This is a genomic window from Microbacterium sp. MMO-113 (assembly GCF_037148555.1).
Taxonomy (GTDB): Bacteria; Actinomycetota; Actinomycetes; order Actinomycetales; family Microbacteriaceae; genus Microbacterium.
Map to the genome: position 1 here is coordinate 313,246 of NZ_JBBCTD010000003.1, position 23,316 is coordinate 336,561.

The 23,316-nt window shown below is 69.0% G+C and carries 25 protein-coding genes and 1 tRNA gene; 6 read left to right on the forward strand and 20 right to left on the reverse strand.

The window, feature by feature from the left end; genetic code table 11:
• Positions 1-7 precede the first annotated feature (7 nt).
• The 12 genes from WFJ36_RS12135 to WFJ36_RS12190 all read right to left on the reverse strand — a co-directional run bounded on the left by WFJ36_RS12135 (position 8) and on the right by WFJ36_RS12190 (position 7,977).
• Positions 8-307 carry a hypothetical protein gene (locus WFJ36_RS12135; protein ID WP_336643359.1) on the reverse strand — a complete coding sequence of 100 codons (300 nt, stop codon included), beginning with the start codon at positions 305-307 and terminating at the stop codon, positions 8-10.
• A complete protein-coding gene (locus WFJ36_RS12140; protein ID WP_336643360.1) occupies positions 304-606 on the reverse strand; it encodes a hypothetical protein in 303 nt (100 codons plus the stop codon). The genes WFJ36_RS12135 and WFJ36_RS12140 overlap by 4 nt, the downstream gene beginning before the upstream one ends.
• On the reverse strand, positions 603-875 hold the full coding sequence (locus WFJ36_RS12145; RefSeq protein ID WP_336643361.1) for a hypothetical protein: 273 nt from the start codon (positions 873-875) through the stop codon (positions 603-605). The genes WFJ36_RS12140 and WFJ36_RS12145 overlap by 4 nt, the downstream gene beginning before the upstream one ends.
• Positions 872-3,277 carry a phage/plasmid primase, P4 family gene (locus tag WFJ36_RS12150; RefSeq protein WP_336643362.1) on the reverse strand — a complete coding sequence of 802 codons (2,406 nt, stop codon included), beginning with the start codon at positions 3,275-3,277 and terminating at the stop codon, positions 872-874. Before WFJ36_RS12150 ends, WFJ36_RS12145 begins: the two co-directional genes overlap by 4 nt.
• Entirely contained in the window at positions 3,274-3,546 is a 273-nt protein-coding gene (locus WFJ36_RS12155) for a hypothetical protein (RefSeq protein WP_336643363.1), read from the reverse strand. Before WFJ36_RS12155 ends, WFJ36_RS12150 begins: the two co-directional genes overlap by 4 nt.
• Before the next feature lie 101 nt (positions 3,547-3,647).
• Positions 3,648-3,779, reverse strand: a complete 132-nt coding sequence (locus WFJ36_RS12160; RefSeq protein ID WP_336643364.1) for a hypothetical protein — start codon at positions 3,777-3,779, stop codon at positions 3,648-3,650.
• Complete coding sequence (locus WFJ36_RS12165) at positions 3,776-3,985, reverse strand: hypothetical protein (protein WP_336643365.1); 210 nt, start codon at positions 3,983-3,985, stop codon at positions 3,776-3,778. Before WFJ36_RS12165 ends, WFJ36_RS12160 begins: the two co-directional genes overlap by 4 nt.
• Positions 3,986-4,369: 384 nt before the next feature.
• Positions 4,370-4,936: a hypothetical protein gene (locus WFJ36_RS12170; RefSeq protein ID WP_336643366.1), complete on the reverse strand. Its 567-nt coding sequence runs from the start codon at positions 4,934-4,936 to the stop codon at positions 4,370-4,372.
• A complete protein-coding gene (locus WFJ36_RS12175) occupies positions 4,933-5,238 on the reverse strand; it encodes a hypothetical protein (protein WP_336643367.1) in 306 nt (101 codons plus the stop codon). The genes WFJ36_RS12170 and WFJ36_RS12175 overlap by 4 nt, the downstream gene beginning before the upstream one ends.
• Entirely contained in the window at positions 5,222-5,842 is a 621-nt protein-coding gene (locus WFJ36_RS12180; protein ID WP_336643368.1) for a hypothetical protein, read from the reverse strand. Before WFJ36_RS12180 ends, WFJ36_RS12175 begins: the two co-directional genes overlap by 17 nt.
• A 237-nt stretch (positions 5,843-6,079) precedes the next feature.
• Entirely contained in the window at positions 6,080-6,979 is a 900-nt protein-coding gene (locus tag WFJ36_RS12185; protein ID WP_292788321.1) for a type II secretion system F family protein, read from the reverse strand.
• Entirely contained in the window at positions 6,973-7,977 is a 1,005-nt protein-coding gene (locus WFJ36_RS12190) for a TadA family conjugal transfer-associated ATPase (protein WP_336643369.1), read from the reverse strand. Before WFJ36_RS12190 ends, WFJ36_RS12185 begins: the two co-directional genes overlap by 7 nt.
• Before the next feature lie 398 nt (positions 7,978-8,375).
• On the opposite strand from WFJ36_RS12190, the gene acs reads away from it, so the two are divergent.
• Entirely contained in the window at positions 8,376-10,343 is a 1,968-nt protein-coding gene (gene acs, locus WFJ36_RS12195) for an acetate--CoA ligase (protein WP_292788317.1), read from the forward strand.
• Positions 10,344-10,442: 99 nt separating this feature from the next.
• Here the strand turns inward: acs and WFJ36_RS12200 are convergent, their stop codons facing one another.
• Together WFJ36_RS12200 and WFJ36_RS12205 are read right to left on the reverse strand one after the other, a co-directional pair.
• Positions 10,443-10,901, reverse strand: coding sequence for a RidA family protein (locus WFJ36_RS12200; RefSeq protein ID WP_071328872.1), 459 nt, complete (start codon positions 10,899-10,901; stop codon positions 10,443-10,445).
• A complete protein-coding gene (locus WFJ36_RS12205; protein WP_060921874.1) occupies positions 10,898-11,122 on the reverse strand; it encodes a hypothetical protein in 225 nt (74 codons plus the stop codon). Before WFJ36_RS12205 ends, WFJ36_RS12200 begins: the two co-directional genes overlap by 4 nt.
• Positions 11,123-11,211: 89 nt before the next feature.
• Here WFJ36_RS12205 and WFJ36_RS12210 point away from each other — a divergent pair, with 89 nt between their 5' ends.
• The 5 genes from WFJ36_RS12210 (at position 11,212) to WFJ36_RS12230 (ending at position 16,174) form a co-directional block, all read left to right on the forward strand.
• A complete protein-coding gene (locus WFJ36_RS12210; protein ID WP_336643370.1) occupies positions 11,212-13,773 on the forward strand; it encodes a transglycosylase domain-containing protein in 2,562 nt (853 codons plus the stop codon).
• A complete protein-coding gene (locus WFJ36_RS12215; RefSeq protein ID WP_292788313.1) occupies positions 13,764-14,705 on the forward strand; it encodes a metallophosphoesterase in 942 nt (313 codons plus the stop codon). Before WFJ36_RS12210 ends, WFJ36_RS12215 begins: the two co-directional genes overlap by 10 nt.
• A gap of 83 nt (positions 14,706-14,788) precedes the next feature.
• Positions 14,789-14,865: transfer RNA gene (locus WFJ36_RS12220), tRNA-Pro, on the forward strand.
• Positions 14,866-14,933: 68 nt separating this feature from the next.
• A complete protein-coding gene (locus WFJ36_RS12225; RefSeq protein WP_083391731.1) occupies positions 14,934-15,410 on the forward strand; it encodes a VanZ family protein in 477 nt (158 codons plus the stop codon).
• Complete coding sequence (locus WFJ36_RS12230) at positions 15,407-16,174, forward strand: HAD-IIB family hydrolase (protein WP_071328876.1); 768 nt, start codon at positions 15,407-15,409, stop codon at positions 16,172-16,174. Before WFJ36_RS12225 ends, WFJ36_RS12230 begins: the two co-directional genes overlap by 4 nt.
• Before the next feature lie 85 nt (positions 16,175-16,259).
• On the opposite strand, the gene WFJ36_RS12235 is transcribed toward WFJ36_RS12230, so the two are convergent.
• From WFJ36_RS12235 to WFJ36_RS12260, 6 genes are all read right to left on the reverse strand, one after another.
• Positions 16,260-17,537 carry an alpha-hydroxy acid oxidase gene (locus WFJ36_RS12235; protein ID WP_071328877.1) on the reverse strand — a complete coding sequence of 426 codons (1,278 nt, stop codon included), beginning with the start codon at positions 17,535-17,537 and terminating at the stop codon, positions 16,260-16,262.
• Positions 17,538-17,547: 10 nt separating this feature from the next.
• Positions 17,548-18,270: a FadR/GntR family transcriptional regulator gene (locus tag WFJ36_RS12240; protein WP_336643371.1), complete on the reverse strand. Its 723-nt coding sequence runs from the start codon at positions 18,268-18,270 to the stop codon at positions 17,548-17,550.
• 154 nt (positions 18,271-18,424) lie between these two features.
• Positions 18,425-19,078, reverse strand: coding sequence for a thymidine kinase (locus WFJ36_RS12245; RefSeq protein ID WP_292788307.1), 654 nt, complete (start codon positions 19,076-19,078; stop codon positions 18,425-18,427).
• Positions 19,079-19,087: 9 nt separating this feature from the next.
• Positions 19,088-20,560 carry a malate:quinone oxidoreductase gene (locus WFJ36_RS12250; protein ID WP_292788305.1) on the reverse strand — a complete coding sequence of 491 codons (1,473 nt, stop codon included), beginning with the start codon at positions 20,558-20,560 and terminating at the stop codon, positions 19,088-19,090.
• A gap of 45 nt (positions 20,561-20,605) precedes the next feature.
• On the reverse strand, positions 20,606-21,676 hold the full coding sequence (locus WFJ36_RS12255) for an aspartate-semialdehyde dehydrogenase (RefSeq protein WP_336643372.1): 1,071 nt from the start codon (positions 21,674-21,676) through the stop codon (positions 20,606-20,608).
• A 353-nt stretch (positions 21,677-22,029) separates the two neighbouring features.
• A complete protein-coding gene (locus WFJ36_RS12260; protein WP_025104257.1) occupies positions 22,030-23,310 on the reverse strand; it encodes an aspartate kinase in 1,281 nt (426 codons plus the stop codon).
• Positions 23,311-23,316 lie beyond the last annotated feature (6 nt).

Consider the following 23,316-nt stretch of genomic DNA (forward strand, 5'->3'; position numbering starts at 1 on the left):
TCAGGGATCAGACGTGGTTGATGTAGGGGGCGGCGGCCCTGAGTAGGAGCTGCCAGTCGGCCTCCGCCACAACGCGCGTGGGGGCCGCAGGAGCCGCCGGAGTGGGCGCAGGGGCCGGTGGTACGCGCCGGGCAGCCTCAAGGGCCGCAGCGGAGCGCTGGGCGGCGGCACGGGCACGTTCAGCGGCGGCGTGCGCCTCCTCGTACCGCGCCTCGAGCCGCTCTTGCCGGGCGACCGAGGCCAGCTCGACGGCGAGGCGATCGGCAGCGGCGGGGATGAACCCCTGGAACCCGGAGCGGCGCGTCATGACGCACCCCCAGCCGAGGCGACCGCCGCGATAATGCGGTTGGCCCGGTCGAGGCGGGCGCGAGCCGCCGCAGCGATCACCCCAGGGTCACGGCTCGTCTCGGCGGCCCAGAACAGCCGCTCGTCGACCTCGGAGCCGCGGACCAGAGCCTCCACGACGCGATCCGGGTGCACGCCCAGCCAGCCGAGCACGCCCTCCGAAGTCCGGCACTCATGGCCGGGTCCGACGCCACAGGTCGTGCACGACAGCACGCGCACACGCACCTCCGCCACCGAGAGCATCGGAGCCGCGGCGTTCACGATGCCACCGCCGAGCGCCGGGCGACTCGATCGCCGCAGACGCCAGCATTGAAGCACCGCTCGCCGACCTCCGCGCCGTGCTTCTCGCAGGCGATCGCCAGCGCGGACGGGATGACCGCCATCGTCGCGATCTGACGATGGATGACCTCGGCGGGCGGCGGCGGCCCTTCGTACGGCCGCAGCGGCCGCCGCTGCTCGGCGGGCGGAGTTGAGCGCAGCGCTTCCTCGATGCGCCGGACGCCCGGCGACTGCATGGTTGTGCGGGTCATGATTCGTCCTCCGATTTCGTATCCCAGGAGGTGAGCGCCTCCTGATTCGGGCGGAGCGACAGCCCCGTCCAGCCCGTGGTCTGCTTCCCGCCGATGCGGGGCCGACCCTTGATCGCGCTGCGCATCAGCTCGTGACGCGCGAGGCGCTCGGCGAAGAGCGTCTCCGACCACTTCGCATGACCTCGATCGCCGAGCCAGGCGGAGAACCGCCGGTACAGGTCTTGCGACGAGGCGAACCCGGCCTCGTCGAAGATCACGTTCTCGACGAGGAACCCGTGCACCGAGTCCGCGCTCGCGCGCCAGTCGGTCGTGGCGGCCTCGACCTCCAGCGGCAGCGCCGGGAACTCCTCGCCCGCGGCGTAGAAGCGCATCGCGCCCTCGACCAGCCAGGCCAGGACGGCCTCAGCGCGACCCGCTCGACCCGCCTTCAGGCGACCCCGCAGACCTGGATCACCAACCAGCTCGCCGCGAGAAGGATCGGGTGCCTGGCGACCGGTGACGAAGGTGAACGGGAACTCGACCAGCGCGAGGCGACGCCAGGTGCCGTGGTCGGTTTCCGAGATCGAGGGCCGATAGTTCGTCGTGACGTAGAGCGAGTGCGTCGTCGGGAAGGTCGAGTTGTCCTGGCGCATCCGGCGAGCGGTGATCCACTCGGTGCCGAGCACGGACTTGAGGCGCACGACGTCCAGCCGGTTGCCTTCGGGCAGCTCCTCGAGCCACGCGAGGCGCGCGCCCTGCAGCGTCGTCAGCTCGGTCGTGTGATCGCTCGGAGAGCCGAGCAGCACCTTGTGAGGGACCACCCGCGAGAAGCCGTCGTCTACCGCCGAGTTGATCGCGGTGAGCATCACGGACTTGCCGTTCTTGCCGCCGCCGTGGAGCACCAGCAGGCGATCATCGGGCGTCGGATGCCCGGTGAGGCCCTGGCCCAGTCGCACCTGCAGCCACTCGCCTACGTCGCCCGGCAGCGCCGTCAGCGCAGCATCCCAGTCGGCATGACGCGCGCCGGGAAGATACCGCGCCGCGGTGACGTGCGTCAGGCGCAGCTCGGGATCGTGCGGAGCGAGGTCGCCGGTGCGGAGGTCGAGCACGCCATTACGGACGTTGAGCAGGTGCGGGTGAGCGTCGAGCTGGTCGGCGCGCACCGCGAGCTGGCCGCGGATGAGCACCTCGGACGCCCGGATCCGCGACGCCGACATGAAGCTCGACAGCTCGCCCGCGCGCACATCGGGGACATGATCCAGATGCCAACCCCGGATCAGCTCGAGCACGTAGGCGGCATCCCGAATCTGCCAGCGGGTACCGTCCCAGACGTACGGCGTATGACCGTCGACGTAGAGCACCTGGCCTCGCAGGTCGGCGGCAATAGCCTCCGCCCGGCGAGCATCCAGCAGCAGCTCCTCGTCGTCGAGCTGGACCTCGCCCGAGGAGGCACGCGCCGGTGCGGGCACGGGCGCAGCAGGAGCCGCGGCAGCCCGCTTGCGCTCCTCCTTCGAGAGCGGGAATGTGGCCGTCAGATCGTCGGGCATTTCGGCCACCTTCCGCGCCCAGGCGCGCTCGAAATGGGCGGCGGAGTCGCGTCCGTAGCCGCCCGAGTAGCGCTCCAGCGCCTTGTCATGCGCCCAGCGACGCCCGGCGCGGTCCTCCCACGCGGCAGCGACCACGGGACCGACGATGGACATCAGAGCGTCGTTGTCGACGCCCGAGGTCGGAACGGACTTCGCCGCGGCGCGCACGCGCTTGGTCGGCTTGGTGCGGCCGCGATCGTGCCACTCGTCCAGGTCGACGGAGCGGGCCGAGGAGCGATCCTCGCGCGGCTCCAGCAGCGCCTCGAACCACTCGACCGGCAGCAGCGGGAGGTCCGCGACAGCAGGCGCATCGCAGCGCTCACCGGTCGGCGAGTACCAGCGGTACGGCTTCCCGGTGACCGGATGCACGCTCGGGGAGACGACCGAATAGCGGTGACCGCGCCACGGGATCTCCATCCCGGCCAGAGGCCGCGATCGGATCCGCATGCCCTCCGGGACCGCACTCGGTAGCCGGTAGAAGCGCTGACGTCGAGGCGAGTTCTTCCCGCGCGCGGTCGACGACCAGGTGGGCGTGAGGTCGGGCAGAGGTTCGCCGCGCTCGGCCTCCAGCAGCGCGCGGAGGCCGTCGACGGTGGTCGAGTCCTCGTCGAACGCGAGAGTCAGCTCATGCCGAATCGCGATGTTGGCCCCGCGCCAGGCGGGAGAGGCCGCCCAGGCGTCGCGGTCAGCGCGCGAGACGGTGCCGTCGTACCCGGTGCAGCCGGTCGGGAGCTTGCCCTTGCCGCCCTTGCCGACGACGGGGATCACCGACGGCCAGGCCCGCGAGACGTAGCCCGCGACCGCATCGGCGTAGGGGCGCTTGCGCTTGCCGCTCATCGAAGAACCTCCTCGGGCAGCACGTCATCGGCCCAGCCCACCGTGACGTGCTCGATCGCAACCCACGGGATCAGCGAGACGACTTCGGAGCCGTCCAGATCGAGATGACCCGGGGTGACCAACAGCAGGCCGGTTCGGTCGGACGCCTTCACGCGGCCGGTGACGTCGCAGAGGCCGCGGTCGAGCACCGACCCGGCGAAGCGCACACAGACGAGCTGGTCGCGCAGCGCAGCACGAGCGTCGGCAAACTCGGAGAGGTAGCGCGACACCAGCGAGTGTCGAAGGTCCGCCGTAGAATTAACAGCAGAGGTCGCGTCGCAACGATCCTTTGCCGCCGTCCCGTCGTCACCGGGGCGGCGGTTCTTTGCGCTCACCGCTCCGACCCCTTGGTCGGCGCGAGCAGGGCTGCCAGACGGGCGCGTGTGTCGGCGGACAGGCGAGGAGCCTGAGCCACCAGCCGATCGAGCGTGCCGTCGTCGACGGGCGCAGGCGCGGCGTTCATTTCGCACCGCCCTGCAGTCGCGCTGAGAGCTGCGCGGCGTGCTCAGGCTTGAGGCGAGCACCGGAAGCCGAGAGCGCGTCGGTGATGGCGCGGTCGACCTTGGCCGCAGCGAGATCGCTGCGAGCGCTGCGCTCGGCGATGGGATCGCCAGCGCGCACGGCCCGGCCGATCGCCGCAACGGCGATGCGGGATGACGGGATGGACATGAGAAGCCAATCGCTAGTAACTAGCGATCAGCGCCCTCTATCCGCTTACCCCTCGGGTGGCTTATTGACCTCGCACCCGAGTCCTCAGCGGCTCCACGGTTTCCCGCGGGCTACTTCTCGTCGAGGGTTTCCCCTCTAACGGCCAGCTCCCCGAACGGAGGTCCGCTATCCCAGATCACCCCCGGAGGGGATAAGTGGTCCGAACAGCACCCGCGGCGTTTCGGTTCCGCTGGCGGCTCGTGTTCGGGCTCGACCTAAGGCTACCACTAGAACTAGCGACTACCAACAAAAACCCCGGTCACGTCATATATTAGGCGACGCGCCGCAGCGTGCGCGGGTGGCCGTTCCGATCCTACGGTGCTGTACACCTGCGACGAGAACGGATCACGCCGATGCGGGAACGGAACGCAACGTTCGAATGTGCGAGTTCGTAACCGTCTTGGTACGACTCGGGCGGATGATCGCAGCCGTGGTTTCAGCCCAATAAGCAAATGCCTCCGCTTGCTCGCGATCCATCACGCCCACTTTGGCCGCGTGAAAGATTGCGTCATCCAAAGTTGATCCGAGAACTGCTCTATAGGAATCGCTCTCATCCGCGTCGCGGGTGAGATGATCCCACAGGTCGATCACGCTGTGCGAGTCTGCAGTCGTCATGGGCGTTGCAAACTGGACATGGAAGACACGGCGCGCGCTCTCGGCGGGGGACTCATCCGATCCGTAGTCCCTTCCGGCGACGGCGTGCAGTCCCTCCCGGTAGCGAGGGTCGCTCTCGCTACGTCGAGAGGACAACTCTGCGTGGAGCTCACCAACCGTCGTTGCCATGTGCTCGAGCAGCCTCGCAGTCTTGCGATCGTTCGCGAGTTCTGACCGGCGCCGCAGCGCCACCGTGACGATGCTTGCTCCCAAGACGACCAAGCCCGCGAGAAGCAAAACAACTTCTATCCAACTCATCGTCGTCCCTTCCCTCCGATCACGTCGAGCTTTCTTCCATTCTCGTCGATCTGCGCCCGCATGGCGCCAAGGTCATCTTTCACCAACTTCAGTGTTGCGTCGAGCGAGTTGGCAATCCTCTCAGTCGAACTCTTGGCTATGTCCGCAACCGTGGAGTCCGGTGGGAACAGTTTTCGAACGACCGAGGGGCCAACGGTGACGACAAGCGCTGTGAGAAGAGAGAGACCCGCGGCCCAAAGTTCCACTCCGGATCCGCTCGCATCGGCGACAGCATCCTGGGCGGCGCTAGAGAGAAAGGCCATGACCCCACTCCGGAATGGTCATATCGGCCGACCCAGCGATGAGCTTGCCAGCACGCTCACGAATTGAGGTGAGAGCGGAAGTGAGGCCTTCGATGTCGGCCAGGTTAAGTTGGAAGACTATTGCGCTCACTCCAGCCGCCACACTCGAATCGAACTCCAGGCGTGCACTTACGAACGGCGTAGCGATCGGCAGGCCGCCAGCTCCCTCGGTCACGCGTAGGTCAAGCGCGAACCGGTGTGAAGTCAGGATCGGAAGAAACGCGTCGCGCTCGTCAATTCCAGTGACACGCTCCTTGTCATCGTCGTCGGGCGTCAGCGAGGCCAGGAGACGAGCAACATTGTCTTCGAGGGCATCCGGGAATGCAGCGCGTAGCTCCGCGCCCACGTCCGTAACTCCGTCGCGCAGTGCGGCTTCATGCAGCAGGCCGAAGGCGCGGCTCACCAATTCGTCGCCAGAAGTGATCGGCTCGTGAGTGGCCGTCGCAGTTAGCCGGTCGAGACTTGCTGCGCGTAGCTCGGCGAGCGCTTCTGCATCCTGCTCAAGAAGATCGGCGACGGATCCGCGGAAGGACTCGACCTTATATAGAGGTGCGATCCGGCTCATGAAAGTATCCCCATCACGGTTGTGACATTACACGAGCTTGCCCCTGCGGCACTCTTACTCGTGCATCTTCTCTTTGTATATGCTCTATCGCTGCCACAGTTGCCATGGTGGTGATGGCGTACTCGGCGGTCGCTGCGCCGGTGTCGTCTCCGAAGAGAGCCCGGGCGCGGCGCCGGTTCAGGGTGGGCAAGGTGTCGTTCATCTTCATACCTCTTTCTTTGGGTGATCACGGAAGGGTCAGGTCGGCAGGGGTGTAGAGGCGAGCACACTGAGCAGGAGGGGCGCCACACCGAGCAGGAGGAACGCCGGGAGCGTGCAGACGCCGAGCGGAAGCAGCAGCCGCGTGGAGAGGCGCGCGGCGCGAAGACGCCCCTGGACCCTCGCACGATGCCGGTCCTGTGCCGCCGCCGCACGCAGCAGCTCCACGGCGGGGACGCCAGCGGCACGCGAGAGCTCGAGAACCTGACCGACGCGGTCGCGCTCGGCGGGATCGACGACTCCGGTCTCGGTGACGAGCGCGACGGCGCGGTCGATCGGTGCACCACCCGTGAGCGCGACCGCGACGAGCTCCGCCGTCATACCCGGCGTCCCCGGCTCGGGACGCGCACGGCGCAGCAGTCGTCTCGTCCACAGCCGGGCGACCGCGACCAGCAGCAGGCCGACGACGACGCACGCACCCCCGAGGGGGTTGCCGATGATGGCACCCAGGGTGTCGAATCCCAGCGCGACGCCGAGCAGCAGACCGGCCAGCGGCATCCAGAGCAGCAGTCGCGCCGTGCCCGCCGGTTCGGCCAGGGCCACCCGGACGTCGTCCGCCGCCGACGCGGCATCGCGCAGCGCCTCGGCGATGGTGCGGAGCACGTCGGCCAGCGGCGCTCCGACCGTCGTGGCGACCTCCCATGCCGCCGCCAACTCCGTCCACATGCCGCCCTGCGCCTCGATCGCCGCGACCAGGGGCACCCCCTCGTCCGTTCGTTCCAGCACCGCCGTCGCAGACGGGTCTCCCGTTCCCGCGAGGTGCCGCCAGGCGACGAGCGGGATCGCCCCGGCCTGCAGGAGCACCGCGAGCGTCTGGACGGAATCGGCGACATGCGGACCGGCCGCCGATGCCGGCCTCGGCACACGGGGCGTCACCACGGCTCGACCTCCTCGATCGCCAGCCGCTCACCCGCGAGCACGAGACGACCGGTCTTCGCGATGCGTCGCGCCCCGCCCGTGGTGCGTTCCAGGTGCAGCACGATGGTGAAGGCGCTCACCGCCTGACGCGCGAGGGCGACCGCGTCCATGCCGGCGAGCGCGCCCAGGGCCTCCAAGCGCGCGGGCACGTCCGCCAGACCGCTGGCGTGCAGGGTGCCCGCGCCACCGTCGTGCCCGGTGTTGAGCGCGGTGAGCAGCTCGCGGACCTCCTCCCCTCGGCACTCGCCCACCACGAGGCGGTCCGGACGCATGCGCAGGGACTCACGGACCAATCGCGCCAGATCGATCTCGCCGGCGCCTTCGAGATTGGCCTGACGGGCCTCCAGTGCGACATGGTGCGGGTGCCGCGGCCTCAGCTCCGCGACGTCTTCGATGGTGACGATGCGCTCATCGGGCGGGACCTCCGACAGCAGGGCCGACAGGAGCGTCGTCTTGCCGGTGCCCGTGCCGCCGGTGAGCAGGAGGTTCGCCCGGTCGCGGACGAGCACGCCGAGCCAGCGCCTCTGCCGCGCATCGAAGGCCCCGCGCGCCGCGAGCGCATCGAGGTCGGCCGCGTGTACGCGAGGGACGCGGATCGACACGGCTGTGCCCAATGCCGACACCGGAGCGAGGGCGGCGTGCACCCTGACGCCCGAGCCGAGCCGCACATCGACGCACGGCGTCTGATCGTCGAGGTGTCGCCCTCCGATCGCGACGAGCGCCACGGCGAGCTCGCGGACCTCACGTTCCGTGGCCCGCCAGTCCGGCACGCGTTCCGCCCCGCTCCCTCTATCCACGAACAGCGCGTCCGCGCCGTTCAGGAACACGTCCGTCACCTCGTCGTCGACGAACGGCGCGAGCAGGGCGAATGCCGGCTCGCTCCGGAGCGCCTCCTGCGGAGCGCGCGATGCAGCACGAGTCCCGGAAGAGCGAGGGCGGATGACGAATCGATCAGGCATACGGCGACGGTAGGCCGCGGCTGTGCGCGTCGACCGCGAGGGGCGTGTGCTCCGTCGGACCCTGTGCACAAGCAGACGCCACCCGCAGCGGTGCAGGAGCCGACCGCGGCGGACGAGGAGGCGGGAGCGCTCCCATGAGAAAGGGCGGCACCTCACGGGGGGAATGAGATGCCGCCCACGGCGGCTCTCGATCGGGGGAATCGGGCACGCCAAGGCCGGAATGAGATTTCGGCTGTCGTCGAGTGTACGCAAGGCGACCGTCCTGACAAAACCCACTCGACTACCGACTTTCGGCAGTATTCGAGGGTCAGGGGCGGGGATAGATTCACCCTGACCTGGTCGCACTCCCCCTGCGGCCATGCCTGCACGACCCGAACGCCGCAAAGGAGCGCCTGCCGATGAGCAGTCAGATCGATCACCTTCTCGACGAGACCCGGCGCTTCGCGCCGTCGGAGGAGTTCGCCGCCAAATCCGTCGCCTCGCAGGAGCTCTACGAGCGCGCCGCCGCGGACCGCGAGGGCTTCTGGGCCGACCAGTCACGCGAGCTCGTCCACTGGCACAAGCCCTTCACGCAGGTCCTCGACTGGAGCAACCCGCCCTTCGCCAAGTGGTTCGACGACGGGGAGCTCAACGTGGCGTACAACTGCCTCGACCGGCACGTCGAGGCCGGCAACGGCGACCGCGTCGCGCTCTTCTGGGAGGGTGAGCCCGGGGACAGCCGCCGCATCACCTATGCCGAGCTGACGGACGAGGTCAAGCGCGTCGCGAACGTGCTCGACGAGCTCGGCATCGGTCAGGGCGACCGGGTCGCGATCTATCTGCCGATGATCCCCGAGGCGATCGCCGCGATGCTCGCCGTGGCGCGCGTGGGCGCCATCCACTCGGTCGTCTTCGGCGGGTTCAGCGCGGACAGCCTCCGCTCCCGGATCGACGACGCCGGCGCCAAGCTCGTGATCACCGCGGACGGCGGGTACCGCAAGGGCCGCGTCTCCGCGCTGAAGCCGGCCGTCGACCAGGCGCTGGCCGACCGCGGCGAGGGCGAGCAGCAGACCGTCGAGCACGTGCTCGTGGTCAAGCGCGGTGAGAACGAGGTGGAGTGGACGGAGGGCCGCGACCTGTGGTGGCACGACGTCGTCCCCGCCGCCTCCGCCGACCACACCGCCCTGGCGTTCCCCGCCGAGAACCCGCTCTTCATCCTGTACACCTCGGGCACGACAGGGAAGCCGAAGGGCATCCTGCACACCTCCGGCGGCTACCTCACCCAGGCGGCCTACTCGCACAAGAACGTCTTCGACCTGAAGCCGGAGACCGACGTCTACTGGTGCACCGCCGACATCGGCTGGATCACCGGACACAGCTACGTCGCCTACGGTCCTCTCGCGAACGGCGCGACGCAGGTGCTCTACGAAGGCACGCCCGACACCCCGCACCCCGGCCGCTGGTGGGAGCTCATCGAGAAGTACAAGGTCTCGATCTTCTACACGGCGCCGACCGCCATCCGCTCGTTCATGAAGATCGGTCGCAGCGTTCCCCAGAAGTTCGACCTGTCCTCGCTCCGCGTGCTCGGCTCGGTCGGCGAGCCCATCAACCCCGAGGCCTGGATGTGGTACCGCGAGGTCATCGGCGCCGGCTCGACGCCGATCGTCGACACCTGGTGGCAGACCGAGACCGGCGCGATCATGGTGTCGGCGCTCCCCGGGATCACCGCCACGAAGCCCGGCTCGGCGCAGGTGCCCCTGCCCGGCATCTCGATCGATGTGGTCGATGAGCAGGGCGTCGAGGTCGGCAACGGCAACGGCGGGCTCCTCGTCATCACCGAACCCTGGCCGAGCATGCTGCGCGGCATCTGGGGCGACCCGGAGCGTTTCCGCGAGACGTACTGGGAGAAGTTCGAGAAGCAGGGCTACTACTTCGCCGGCGACGGTGCGCGGCTCGACGAGGACGGCGACCTCTGGCTGCTCGGACGCGTCGACGACGTGATGAACGTATCGGGCCACCGCCTGTCGACCGCGGAGATCGAGTCCTCGCTCGTCGCGCACGAGGCCACGGCCGAAGCCGCCGTCGTCGGCGCCTCGGACGAGACCACGGGTCAGGCGGTCGTGGCGTTCGTGATCATCAAGGAGAGCTACCTCTCCGCGCACGACCCGGCGGGACTCGCCCAGCAGCTGCGGCTCTGGGTGGGCGAGCAGATCGGCGCGATCGCCCGTCCGCGTGACGTCTACATCGTCGGCGAGCTGCCGAAGACCCGCTCCGGCAAGATCATGCGGCGTCTGCTCCGCGACGTGGCCGAGGGTCGCGAGGTCGGCGACACGACGACGCTCGCCGACACCGCCGTGATGAGCATCATCTCCGCCCAGGTCAAGTAACGCCAGCCCCCGGGTTCATGTCGAGACCCCCTGCTGCAGACGTCTGCAGCAGGGGGTCTCGACATGAACCCGGGGGCTCGGCGAGCCGGGGCACGGGAACTACGCGAGGCGGAACGTGACCTCGACCTCGACGGGACTGCCGAGCGGGAGCTCCGCGACGCCGACCGCGGCGCGGGCGTGCCGGCCTTCCTCTCCGAAGATCTCGCCGAGCACCTCGCTCGCGCCATTGATGACGGCGGGCTGTCCGGTGAAGCCCTCCGCCGAACCGACGAACCCGCCGACGCGGACCACACCGGCGATCCGATCGACACCGCCCGCGACATCGGCGGCCGCGGCGAGCGCGTTCAGGGCGCAGGTCCGGGCGAACGCCTTGGCGTCCTCCGCAGAGACCTCCGCACCGACCTTGCCGGTTGCCGGAAGGGCACCGTCGACGAACGGGAGCTGGCCCGAGGTGTACACGAGTCCGCCGTGCACGACGGCCGGCACGTAGGCGGCGACGGGAGCGGCGACGGCGGGCAGCTCGATGCCGAGCTCGGAGAGGCGGGTGGCGACGCTCATGCCTGGCCTCCCTCGAACTGGCGCGAGGCCTCGGCGGCGGCGGCGAGACCGGCGTTGGCCGAGCCGTCCGTCGTGACGGGGCGCTTGAAGTAGGCGACCAGACCGCCTTCGGGGCCCTGCACCACCTGGACGAGCTCCCAGCCCTGCTTGCCCCAGTTGTTGAGGATGGCCGCGGTGTTGTGGATCAGCAGCGGCGTGGTGAGATACTCCCACGTGGTCATGGCACTCCTGTCGATCAGGGCGCGTCCAGGGCAGACCGGGCCGCGCTCGTCAAAGCCGGTATTCAGGGAACTCCCCTACGATCAAGCGTATGCCCCAAAAGAACCGCACGGTGAAGGGCGTGCTCGGCGGTCTCGTCGGGCTCGTCGGACTGAGCGCCATCGCCGGTCTGCTGGTCACCGCCAGCGTCACCCCTGTCCTCGCGATGACCGGCGTCGCCGGCTCCACGGCGCTGACGATCTTCGATGAGCTGCCCGAGGTGCTCAAGGTCGACACCCCGATGGAGCAGTCGACCATCTACGCGACCAACCCCGAGGGCAAGCCGGTCGTGCTGGCGTCGTTCTACGAGCAGAACCGCGTGCCGGTCACCTACGAGCAGGTCGCGCCCGTCCTCTACGACGCGATCCTCTCCAGTGAGGACAAGAACTTCTACACCCACGGCGGCGTCAACCTCGGCGCGACCGTGAAGGCCCTCGTCGACAACGTGCGGGGCACGTCCAGCCGCGGCGCCTCGACGATCAGCCAGCAGTTCGTGAAGAACGTCCGCATCCAGCAGTGCGAGCAGAACGTCAACACGGCCTCCGAGACGTACGCGGACGAGCTGCAGCAATGCTGGCAGGACGCCACCAACGCCTCCGGTGTGGACGGCATCGAGCGCAAGCTCCAGGAGATGCGCTACGCCATCCAGATCGAGAAGGACTACTCGAAGAACGACATCCTCCTCGGGTACCTGAACATCGCGAACTTCGGCGGCACCGTCTACGGCATCGAGGCCGCCGCGCGCTACTACTTCTCCACGTCCGCGGCGAAGCTCACCGTCGGCCAGGCGGCGACACTCGCCGGGATCGTGCAGAACCCGAACACGTATCGCATCGACAAGCCGGGCGGGACCTACACGACCAAGGACGGGGTCGCGCACAACTCCGAGGCGGACGGCTACAAGGACGCGAAGGACCGCCGCGACTACGTGCTCGGCCGCATGCTCACGGACGGCAAGATCACCCAGGCGCAGCACGACGAGGCGAAGGCCGCCGCGATCACGCCCGCCATCACGGTCCCGACCCAGGGCTGTGCCGCCGCCGGTCGCAACGCCTACTTCTGCCAGTACGTGAAGTCGATCGTCGAGAACGACGAGGCATTCGGTGCGGACATCCAGGAGCGTCGCGACCTGCTGCGCCGCGGTGGCCTGAAGATCTACACGACCCTCGACTTCCGCGTGCAGGACCCGGCGGCCGAGGAGATGGCCAACGTCGTCCCGGCGAACTTCGACAACAAGTACTTCGGTGCTGCCGGCGTCTCGATCGAGGTCGGCACCGGCCGCATCCTCTCGATCACGCAGAATACGAAGTTCTCGGAGACCCCGACCACCGACCAGCAGTACTCGTCGCTCGTCTTCGCCGGTGACCAGAAGTACGGCAACTCCGGCGGCTTCCAGGTGGGCTCGACCTATAAGCTCTTCACCCTTATCGACTGGCTCGAGAAGGGCCACTCCGTGCGGGAGAACCTGAACGGGACCGTGCAGACGAACCTGCAGATCCCCGTCTGCGGCAGCCCCCAGCCGACGGACACCGCGAAGATCGGCAACTTCGGCCGCAGCCGCGGCTATCCGGGGACGCCGATGACCTTCACGGCGCAGTCGCTCAACAGCGGCTACTTCGCAATGGCCTCCAAGCTCGACGTCTGCGACATCAACAAGGTCGCCGACAAGATGGGCGTCACGCTCGCCAGCGGCGAGAAGGTCACCGAGGAGAACGTCCCCTACGACGTCCTCGGCCCGAAGAACATCTCTCCCATCGCGATGGCCAACGCCTACGCGACGGTCGCCAGCGGCGGCACCTACTGCACGCCCCGCGCGATCGACAAGGTGATCGACGCCGAAGGCAAGGAGCGCCCGCTTCCCAAGGCCTCCTGCACCGAGGGCGTGCTCTCGAAGGAGGTCGCGGCGACCGCGGCCTATGCGCTGCAGGGCGTCATGGCCGGCGGTGGCACAGGCTCGCGAGCCAACCCGTTCGACGGCACCCCGCTGATCGGCAAGACCGGTACGCACGACCTGTGGTCGACCATGATGATCGAGTCCAGCACCAAGGTCGCGACCGCGGTCTGGGCCGGCCGCTCGAACGGCAACCACGACAACGTGTTCAACGTCTGGACCGGCAGCCACCTCCTCAACGAGGTGCGGTACCCGCTCGCCCGCGCCGCGCAGCACGCCGCGAACCAGGCCTACGGCGGTGACCGGTTCCCGGAGCCGGACGGCAACCTCATCCGCCAGATCCGCGTGGACGTGCCCGATGTCGTCGGCCAGACCGTCGAGGAAGCGACCGCGACCCTCGAGCGGGCCGGTTTCCAGGTCTCCGTGGGTGATCCGGTGGACAGCGACAAGGCGACGAACATCGTCGTCGAACAGAGCCCGTCCGGTCAGGCCACTGCCGGGGCCACCATCACGATCTCGCCCAGCAACGGCAACGGCGCGACCGTCCCCGATGTGACAGGGCAGAGTCCGACCGAGGCCAACGCCGCGCTCGTCGCCGCCGGCTTCACGACGGTCGAACGAGAAGGCTCCTGTAACGCGGAAGACGCGACGGTGACTGCGACGACCCCGGCCGCGAACTCTGCGGCGACGAAGGCCACGCCGATCCGAGTGTCGTGCAAGTAGGCACGTCCCGCGCGGCGCACCCGGCCCTCATCGCGCTCGGCGCGGTGGGGGCCGTCGGTGCGGCCGCCGCGATCTGGGGTATCGGCATCGAGCGGTACCTGTTCACGGTGCGGGAGGTCTCGGCGGAGGCGCTTCCGGCGGGCGCGGCGCCGCTGCGCATCCTGCACCTCTCCGACGCGCACATGGCGCCCTGGCAGCACCGGAAGCAGGACTGGCTCGCGTCCCTGGCCGATCTGAAGCCCGACCTCATCGTCAACACGGGCGACAACCTCGGGCACGAGGAGGGCTTGCAGGGCATCCGCCGGGCGTTCGCCCCCTTCGCCGGTGTTCCCGGAGTGTTCGTGCACGGCTCCAACGACGTCAACGGCCCCTCCCCCCGGAATCCGCTGCGGTACTTCGCCGGACCATCGCAGAAGCACCGCGAGCCCACTCTGCTCGACACCGCCGCGATGGACCGCTACTTCACGGACGAGCTCGGCTGGGCCGACCTGAACAACACCGCGACACGCCTCACGGTGCGCGGCGAGGCGGTCGACCTGTTCGGCGTCGACGACGCCCATCGCGACTGGGAGCGCCTCGACGTGCTGCCCGCGGCGCTCGAACAACTCGGGTCCCGGTCGGACGCCACCCCCGTGCTCGGCGTCACGCATGCGCCGTATCAGCGCGTGCTCAACGGCTTCGTCGACCTCGGCGCGGACGCCATCCTCGGCGGGCACACCCACGGCGGACAGGTCTGTCTTCCCGGTTTCGGCGCCATCGTGGCCAACTGCGACATCCCCCTGAAGCAGGCCAAGGGACTCAGTACCTGGACGCATGGCGACCGTTCGGTGCCCCTCAACGTCAGCGCAGGCTGCGGGCACTCCATCTACGCGCCCGTCCGCTTCGCGTGCCGTCCCGAGGCGACACTGCTCACGCTGACCCCGCACGCGTGACCCCGCGAACGGTTCCGCCACGCGGGTGGACGGCTCGATTCGGCGCTGGAGACATTTCGCTGTAGACTCGGAGGGTTGCAAAACGGGGTGTGGCGCAGCTTGGTAGCGCGCTTCGTTCGGGACGAAGAGGTCGCAGGTTCAAATCCTGTCACCCCGACCAGTGACACGAGAAGGCCGCCCGCAGGGGCGGCCTTCTCTGTATCGGGATGTCGTGCGAGAGGGGAACGCATGGGGAGGCTCCTGCCACCGCCGCGGCGTTCGACGCGCGTGTGGGCCGTCGCCCTCGGACTCCCCTTCCTCCTCGGCGTCGCCCTCCTCACACTCACGCCCGCGCGCGTGGAGCAGACGATGCCCAACCTGCTCGACCTCCTCCTTCGCGCGATCCAGCGTCTCGGCTGGACGAGCCTCGACTTCACGCGACTCGAGGTTCTGGCGAACGTCGCCGTCTTCATCCCCGTCGGGGTGCTCGCGTTCCTGCTCGTGCCCCGGCGCGCGTGGCTGCTATCGCTGCTCGTGGGTCCGGCCCTCTCGCTGGCGATCGAGACGGCGCAGTACCTCGCCCTCCCCCACCGCGCCGCGACTGTGAGCGACGTGCTGGCCAATTCCACCGGGGCGAGCATCGGCGTCGTCCTTGCGATATTCTGCACGCTGCTCGCGGCCACACCGTCCTCCCGGCCGCGAACACCTACAGTGGAGGCATCATGACTTCGCCCTCTCTCGTCGCCTTCGACCTCGATGACACCCTTGCCCCTTCCAAGGGCACGATCGACCCGCAGATCGCCGCACTCCTGGGTGAGCTGCTGCGTTCGGTGGACGTCGCGATCATCTCCGGCGGCAACGAGGCGCAGTTCCGTACGCAGGTGGTGGCGCAGCTCGCCGACGCCGACCCGGCGGCCCTCGCCCGACTGCACCTGCTCCCGACCTGCGGCACGCGGTACCTGCGGCATGACGGCACCGATTTCGTCGCGGTGTACGCCCATGATCTGAGCGACGAGGAGAAGACCGCCGCCCTCACCGCGCTGCGCGAGGAGGCCGAGCGTCTCGGGCTCTGGGAGGCCGAGCCCTGGGGCGAGATCCTCGAGGATCGCGGCTCGCAGATCACGTTCTCCGCGCTCGGCCAGCAGGCCCCGCGCGACGCGAAGCATGCGTGGGATCCGACGGGTTCGAAGCGCGGCGCGCTGCGCGATGCCGTCGCCGCGCGGCTCCCGGGCCTCGAGGTGCGCTCGGGCGGCTCGACCTCGATCGACATCACCCGCGCCGGGATCGACAAGGCGTTCGGCATGCAGCAGCTCGCCACCCACACCGGGATCGATCTGACCGCGATGCTGTTCTATGGCGACCGCCTCGACGAGGGCGGCAACGACTACCCCGTCCTGGCGCTCGGAGTGCCAGCGGTGGCCGTCGAGGGCTGGGAAGACACGGCTGCCCGCCTGCGGGAACTGCTGCCGACCCTCTCCACCCGGGTCTGACGGGCACAGCCGCACGACGAGACGACGCCTGCACGACGGGAGGACCGAATCCGTCGTGCAGGCGTCGTCTCGTCGTGCAGGTGGGTCAGTGCACCTCGACGCCGGCCGCGCGGGAGACAGGCACCAGGCGAGTGAGCTGGGTCACATGCCCGGGCTCCAGCTCCGCGAGCGAGGCCACGCCCAGCAGCCGCATCGTGCGCTCGATCTCGCCGCGCAGGATGGCGATCGTGCGGTCGACGCCCTGGCGACCTCCCGCCATCAGGCCGTAGAGGTAGGCGCGACCGATCAGCGTGAAGTCGGCACCCAGCGCGACGGATGCCACGATGTCGGCGCCGTTCATGATGCCGGTGTCGATCATGACCGTGAAGTCGTCGCCGACCGCCCGACGGACCTCGGGCAGGAGATGGAACGGGATCGGGGCGCGGTCGAGCTGACGGCCGCCGTGGTTCGACAGCACGATGCCGTCGACACCCGCGTCGCGCAGGCGCACGGAGTCCTCGACGTTCTGCACGCCCTTGATGACGATCTTGCCGGGCCAGATGTCGCGGATGACCGCGAGGTCGTCATAGCTGATCGTCGGGTCCATCGCCGCGTCCAGGAGCTCACCGACGGTGCCGCCGGTCGTGCTCAGCGAAGCGAACTCGAGCTTCGGCGTGGTCAGGAAGTCGAACCACCACCAGGGCCGCGGGATGGCGTTGATGATCGTGCCGAGGGTGAGCTGCGGCGGGATGCTGAAGCCGTTGCGCTTGTCGCGGAGACGGGCGCCGGCGACCGGGGTGTCGACGGTGAACTGCAGCGTGTCGAAGCCCGCGGCGGCGGCGCGGCGGGCGAGCTCGTACGAGATCTCGCGGTCGCGCATGACGTAGAGCTGGAACCAGTTCCGGCCGGGAACGGGGCCCTGCGGCTCCCGGACCGTCGCCGCCTTGACGTCTTCGATCGAGGTGGTCCCGAGGGTGGACAGCGTGAACGGGATGCCCGCAGCGGCCGCGGCGCCGGCGCCCGCGACCTCGCCCTCGGTCTGCATGAGCCGGGTGAAGCCGGTCGGCGCGATGCCGAACGGGAGCGCGGACGGGCCGCCGAGGATCTCGACGGCCGTGTCGACATCCGGCGCCGGCTTGAGGATACCGGGGTGGAACTCCACGTCCTGGAACGCCTGGCGTGCCCGGCTCAGCGACAGCTCACCCTCGGCGGCGCCGTCGGTGTAGTCGAAGGCGGCCTTGGGCGTGCGGCGCTTGGCGATCTTCCGCAGGTCGTCGATGGTGAGCGCGGCGTCGAGGCGGCGCTTGCGTCCGTCGAGCTCGGGCTTCTTGAACTTCATGAGCTCCAACAGCTCGGCGGGATTGGGGAGCTGGCGCTGGACCATGTTCTGCCTCTCAGTTCTGCGGGGTGATGGCGCGGGTGAGGCCCGCGGCGGTGTAGTAGCCGGTGATGTGAGCGCGGACAAGACGGCGCGCGGCAGGGGCATCGCCCTCGTCGATCGCCGCGACGAGGGCGCGGTGCTCGGAACGCAGACGCTCGGCCATCCGATCCCAGTCATCGACGGTCGCCGCGCCCGCGAGCACGTACGACTCGATGGCGGAGCGGAGTCCCGCCATCATCGCCGCGATGACCGTGTTGCCGCTGCCCTCCGCGAGGGAGAGGTGCAGCTGCGCGTCGAGGGCGAGGAACTCGGCCGGTGTGAGGGCGCCGTCATCCATGGCGGTGAGCAGCACGTGCGCCCGCGTGGTGTCGCGATGGACAGCCGATGCCATGGCGTCGACGACCGCATCCTCGAGCACGAGCCGCGTGCGGACGACGTCGTCGAGGGGGAAGCCCTGCGCGGCCACCTGGAGCCGGAGGAGCGCCGACATCCCGCCGGTGGGGGTGGCGATGACGATGGCGCCCGCCTGAGGGCCCGAGCCGGTCGCCGTGCGGATGAGGCCGAGCACCTCGAGCACGCGGAACGCCTCGCGGACGCTCGATCGTCCGACACCGAGGTCGCTCGCGAGGTCCCGTTCGGACGGCAGCCGGTCCCCCGGCCCGAGACGACCGTCGAGCAGATCACGCTCGATGTGCTCGAGCACGAGTCGCCATGCGCGCGCCGGCTGCTCCGTCATCCCGCCTCCTGTGGTCAGACCACAGGCTAGCGCGTGTGGTCAGACCACGCAATACGACGATGCCGCGCACGCGATCCACCCCTTTTCGTGCGTCCCGGCCCGGTGCGTACGCACGCAGAGGGGTGGGGCGACCGGAAGGGGGTGGGTCGACGGGTCAGCCGAGGCGGCCGCCAGACTCCTCCAGGTAGCAGGTGCCGCACAGCGACTCGTAGGTCGTGAGCTCGGGCGAGGCGGAGCCGTCGGCGCCCTCGTCGATCGCGACCTGGTCGCCGTCGAAGACGAAGCGGCCGCCGACCACGCGGCCGTTGAACACCGCCTTGCGCCCGCAGCGGCAGATGGTCTTGAGCTCTTCCAGGGAGTGCGCGATCGCGAGAAGACGGGCGGAGCCGGGGAACGCGTGGGTGCGGAAGTCGTTGCGGATGCCGTAAGCCATCACCGGGATCCCGTCCTCCACCGCGATGCGGAACAGGTCGTCGATCTGTGCGGGCGTCAGGAATTGCGCCTCGTCGATGAGCAGACAGGCCACGTCGACAGGCCCGGTCGGGAGGAGCTCCTCCTCCGTGGACCGCCGCATGCGCTCGCGGTGGACTGCGAAGAGCGCGCGGGCGTCGTCGTCCGGGCCGATGAGGAAGTCGACCGGTCGCGTGACCCCGAGGCGACTCTCGATCTCGCCGGCGCCCTTGGTGTCAATCGCGGGCTTGGCGAGCAGCACATGCTGGCCGCGTTCCTCGTAGTTGTACGCAGCCTGGAGCAGGGCAGTCGACTTGCCCGAGTTCATCGCGCCGTAGCGGAAGTAGAGCTTCGCCACGGTCCGAGGTCAGGCGTTGATGCCGAGGACGGCGGCGGTCGCGGTGGTCGACTCCTCCGCGAGCTCCGCGTCGCCGTTGAGCTTCCGGCCGAAGGTGGGGATGAGCTCGCGCAGCTGCGACTCCCAGCCCGGGTACTCGCCGGGGAAGCACTTCTTCAGCAGATCGAGCATGATCGGCACGGCCGTCGAGGCCCCGGGGGATGCTCCGAGGAGACCGGCGATCGAACCGTCACCCGAGGCGACCACCTCGGTGCCGAACTGCAGCACGCCACCCTTCTTCGGATCCTTCTTCATGACCTGGGCGCGCTGACCGGCGTCGATGAGCGTCCAGTCCTCGTCCTTGGCCGTCGGCATGAACGTGCGGAGGCTGTCGACCTTCTTGCGGTGGTTCTTCATCAGCTCGCTGATGAGGTACGTGATGAGGTCGGGGTTGGCGAAGGCGACGCGCAGCATCGGCCAGAGGTTGTGCGGCCGAACCTGCGTGACGATGTCGAGCATCGAGCCGTTCTTGAGGAACTTCGGGCTGAACGTCGCGAACGGCCCGAACATCAGCGACGCCTCACCGTCGACGACACGCGTGTCGAGGTGCGGGACCGACATCGGCGGCGCGCCGACCGAGGCCTGCGAATAGACCTTCGCCTTGTGCTGCGCAACGATCTTCGGGTTCGTCGTCTTGAGGAACTGGCCGCCGATCGGGAAGACGCCGTAGCCCTTGATCTCAGGGATGCCGGAATTCTGCAGGAGCTTCAGCGCCCACCCCCCGGCCCCGACGAACACGAACTTCGCCTTGATCTCGTTCGGGGTGCGGCCGACCGTCGTGCGGTACTTGATGAGCCAGGTGCCGTCCTTCTGCCGCTTGAGCGATTTGACCTCGTGGTTCGTGCGCACGGCGACGCCCGAGTCACGCAGGTGATCGAAGAGCTGGTGCGTGAGGGCGCCGAAGTCGACGTCGGTGCCGGCGGGCACCCGGGTCGCCGCGAACGGCTCGCCCTTCCGGCGCTTCTGCATGAGCAGCGGCGCCCACTGGTTGATGACGCGGGAGTCTTCGCTGTACTCGATCCCCGCAAACAGCGGCTGCTCCTTGAGCACCTCGTAACGCTTCTTGAGGTAGGCCACATCCTTCTCGCCCCGCACGAACGTCATGTGCGGGGTCGCGTTGATGAAGGTCGACGGCTCGTCCAGCACGCCCTTCTCGACGAGGGACGACCAGAACTGGCGGCTCTGCTGGAACTGCTCGTTGATCGAGATCGCCTTGGCGGGGTCGAGCGGAGCGTCGCCCTGTTGCGGCATGTAGTTCAGCTCGCACAGCGCGGCGTGCCCGGTCCCGGCGTTGTTCCAGGGGTTCGAGCTCTCCTGCGCCACGTCCGACAGCCGCTCGAAGGCGACGATCTTCCAGTCCGGCTGCAGCTCGTGCAGCAGGGTACCCAGGGTGGCGCTCATGATGCCACCGCCGATCAGGACGACATCGACGTTTTCAGTCACTCGAACAGTCTAGTTCGCGGCCAGGACACCGCAGACCATGCAGCCTCAGGAGACCGGGGCGAGCCGCTCCGCGAGGACCTCGGCGATCTGCACCGCGTTCAGCGCCGCTCCCTTGCGGAGGTTGTCGTTGCTGATGAAGAGCACGAGACCCTTGCCCTCCGGAGCCGACTGGTCCGCGCGGATGCGACCGACGAAGCTCGGGTCCTTGCCCGCGGCCTGCAGCGGGGTCGGCACCTCGTCGAGCACGACGCCGGGCGCCGCGCTCAGCACCTCCGTGGCGCGTTCCGGAGTCAGGTCGCGGGAGAACTCCGCGTGGATCGAGAGCGAGTGACCGGTGAACACCGGCACCCGGACGCAGGTGCCGGCGACGCGCAGGTCGGGCAGCTCGAGGATCTTCCGGCTCTCGTTGCGGAGCTTCTTCTCCTCGTCGGTCTCGTTGTCCCCGTCGTCGACGAGATTCCCCGCGAGCGGGATCACGTCGAAGGCGATCGGCGCGACGTACTTCTCGGGCTCGGGGAAGTCGACCGCGGAGCCGTCATGCACGAGGCGGAGGGTGTCGCCCTGCGCGAGCACGCCCTCGACCTGGCCGAGCAGTTCCTGTGCGCCGGCGAGTCCGGAGCCGGACACCGCCTGGTAGGTCGACACGATCAGACGCTCGAGTCCGGCCTCGGCGTCGAGGACCTTGAGCACCGGCATCGCCGCCATCGTGGTGCAGTTCGGGTTCGCGATGATGCCCTTGGGCCGGTCGTCGATCGCGTGCGGGTTCACCTCGCTGACGACAAGGGGGACCTCGGGATCCATGCGCCAAGCGCTCGAGTTGTCGACGACCACGGCGCCGGCCTCGGCGAAGCGGGGGGCGTAGGCGCGGCTGGCGGTGGCGCCGGCGGAGAACAGCGCGATGTCGATCCCGGACGGGTCGGCGGCCTCGACGTCCTCGACGATGACCGTCTGTCCGCCGAACTCGATCGCCGTGCCCGCGGAACGCGCCGAGGAGAACAGCCGCAGCTCGCGGATCGGGAACGAACGCTCCGCGAGAATCTCGCGCATCACAGTGCCCACCTGGCCGGTGGCGCCGACGATGGCGACGGAGAGTCCTGATTCGGAGATGCGGGTCATGATGTTCCTTGGCTTCGTGCGGTACGGCGTACGAGGCTTCGGGCGCGGCGTCGGGATGCTGAGGCTGCGCCTGGCGCCGGTGTCAGGGTTTCCGCGAGTCTATCGCGCCGCGACCACCCCGAAGCCCGCCTGTTTCACGGAGGTAGGCCACCCCGGCGAATCAGGCGAACGCGGGAGATCAGGCACGTGTGGACAGGACAGCCTGAACCCGCGCGAACGCCTGTGCTGGCGCGGCCCCTGGAGAACAGGCAGACCCGCGCGAACAGGCGAACGCGGGAGATCAGGCACGTGTGGACAGGACAGCCTGAACCCGCGCGAACGCCTGTGCTGGCGCGAGGTGAGAGTGGCCGGGGTCAGCGGCCGGTGCCGGCGTGGACCGTAGCCTCCGCGTCGCCGTCGAGACCGTAGGCGGTGTGCACGGTGCGCGCGGCTTCGGTGAGGTCGGTGTCGCGGAGCACGACCGAGATGCGGATCTCCGAGGTGGAGATCATCTCGATGTTGATGCCGCCGGCGGACAGGGCCTCGAAGAGGGTCGCCGAGACACCGGAGTGCGTGCGCATCCCCGCGCCGACCACGGACAGCTTGCCGATCTGGTCGTCGTGGATGAGGTTCTGGAAGCCGACCTCGGTCTGCTCGCCGGCGAGGGCCTTGAGCGCGGCAGCGGCGTCGGCCTTGGGGACCGTGAAGGAGATGTCCGTGCGCCCGGTGGCGGAGACGTTCTGCACGATCATGTCGACGTTGGCACCGGACTTCGCGACGATCTTGAAGATCTCGGCGGCCTTGCCCGGGACGTCGGGCACCCCGGCGACGGTGATCTTGGCCTGGCTGAAGTCGGTGGCGACGCCGGCGACGATCGGTTCTTCCATGACTGCTCCCTCGGCTTCGCGAGGGTTCTTCATGCCCTCGCCCAGAACGTATGTGCCCTCGGCCGACGAGAACGTCGACCGGGCGTGGATGAGGACGCCGTGCCGGCGGGCGTACTCCACGGCACGGATGTAGAGGACCTTGGCGCCATTGGCGGCGAGCTCCAGCATCTCCTCGCTGGAGACGTGGTCGAGCTTCTGCGCCTTCGGGATCACCCGCGGGTCGGCCGTGAAGATGCCGTCCACATCGCTGTAAATCTCGCAGACGTCCGCCGACAGCGCGGCCGCCAGCGCGACGGCCGTCGTGTCCGATCCGCCACGGCCGAGCGTGGTGATGTCGCGGGTGTCGCGGTTGAAGCCCTGGAAGCCGGCGACGATGACAATGGCGCCCTCGTCGAGCGCCTCGCGGAGTCGCACGGGCGTGACGTCGACGATGCGCGCCGCGCCGTGCTGCGAGTCGGTGATCATGCCGGCCTGGCTGCCGGTGAACGACCGCGCTTCGAAGCCCATCGAGTGGATCGCCATCGCCAGCAGCGCCATCGAGATCCGCTCGCCGCTGGAGAGGAGCATGTCGAGTTCGCGCGGCGCCGGGATCGGCGCGACCTCGTTCGCGAGGTCGAGCAGCTCATCGGTCGTGTCGCCCATGGCGCTCACGGCGACGACGACGTCGTGACCGGCGCGACGGGTGTCGACGATGCGCTTGGCGACGCGCTTGATGCTCTCTGCGTCGGCGACGGACGAGCCGCCGTATTTCTGCACGATGAGGGCCACGTTCAC

What these genes read in the sequence shown, in the direction of transcription:
- WFJ36_RS12135 (WP_336643359.1), bottom strand. Translation starts at nt 307, where the DNA reads ATGACGCGCCGCTCCGGGTTCCAGGGGTTCATCCCCGCCGCTGCCGAT.
- WFJ36_RS12145 (WP_336643361.1), bottom strand. Translation starts at nt 875, where the DNA reads ATGACCCGCACAACCATGCAGTCGCCGGGCGTCCGGCGCATCGAGGAA.
- WFJ36_RS12150 (WP_336643362.1), bottom strand. Translation starts at nt 3,277, where the DNA reads ATGAGCGGCAAGCGCAAGCGCCCCTACGCCGATGCGGTCGCGGGCTAC.
- WFJ36_RS12160 (WP_336643364.1), bottom strand. Translation starts at nt 3,779, where the DNA reads ATGAACGCCGCGCCTGCGCCCGTCGACGACGGCACGCTCGATCGGCTG.
- WFJ36_RS12165 (WP_336643365.1), bottom strand. Translation starts at nt 3,985, where the DNA reads ATGTCCATCCCGTCATCCCGCATCGCCGTTGCGGCGATCGGCCGGGCC.
- WFJ36_RS12170 (WP_336643366.1), bottom strand. Translation starts at nt 4,936, where the DNA reads ATGAGTTGGATAGAAGTTGTTTTGCTTCTCGCGGGCTTGGTCGTCTTG.
- WFJ36_RS12175 (WP_336643367.1), bottom strand. Translation starts at nt 5,238, where the DNA reads ATGGCCTTTCTCTCTAGCGCCGCCCAGGATGCTGTCGCCGATGCGAGC.
- WFJ36_RS12180 (WP_336643368.1), bottom strand. Translation starts at nt 5,842, where the DNA reads ATGAGCCGGATCGCACCTCTATATAAGGTCGAGTCCTTCCGCGGATCC.
- WFJ36_RS12190 (WP_336643369.1), bottom strand. Translation starts at nt 7,977, where the DNA reads ATGCCTGATCGATTCGTCATCCGCCCTCGCTCTTCCGGGACTCGTGCT.
- acs (WP_292788317.1), top strand. Translation starts at nt 8,376, where the DNA reads ATGAGCAGTCAGATCGATCACCTTCTCGACGAGACCCGGCGCTTCGCG.
- WFJ36_RS12200 (WP_071328872.1), bottom strand. Translation starts at nt 10,901, where the DNA reads ATGAGCGTCGCCACCCGCCTCTCCGAGCTCGGCATCGAGCTGCCCGCC.
- WFJ36_RS12205 (WP_060921874.1), bottom strand. Translation starts at nt 11,122, where the DNA reads ATGACCACGTGGGAGTATCTCACCACGCCGCTGCTGATCCACAACACC.
- WFJ36_RS12210 (WP_336643370.1), top strand. Translation starts at nt 11,212, where the DNA reads ATGCCCCAAAAGAACCGCACGGTGAAGGGCGTGCTCGGCGGTCTCGTC.
- WFJ36_RS12225 (WP_083391731.1), top strand. Translation starts at nt 14,934, where the DNA reads ATGGGGAGGCTCCTGCCACCGCCGCGGCGTTCGACGCGCGTGTGGGCC.
- WFJ36_RS12230 (WP_071328876.1), top strand. Translation starts at nt 15,407, where the DNA reads ATGACTTCGCCCTCTCTCGTCGCCTTCGACCTCGATGACACCCTTGCC.
- WFJ36_RS12235 (WP_071328877.1), bottom strand. Translation starts at nt 17,537, where the DNA reads ATGGTCCAGCGCCAGCTCCCCAATCCCGCCGAGCTGTTGGAGCTCATG.
- WFJ36_RS12240 (WP_336643371.1), bottom strand. Translation starts at nt 18,270, where the DNA reads ATGACGGAGCAGCCGGCGCGCGCATGGCGACTCGTGCTCGAGCACATC.
- WFJ36_RS12255 (WP_336643372.1), bottom strand. Translation starts at nt 21,676, where the DNA reads ATGACCCGCATCTCCGAATCAGGACTCTCCGTCGCCATCGTCGGCGCC.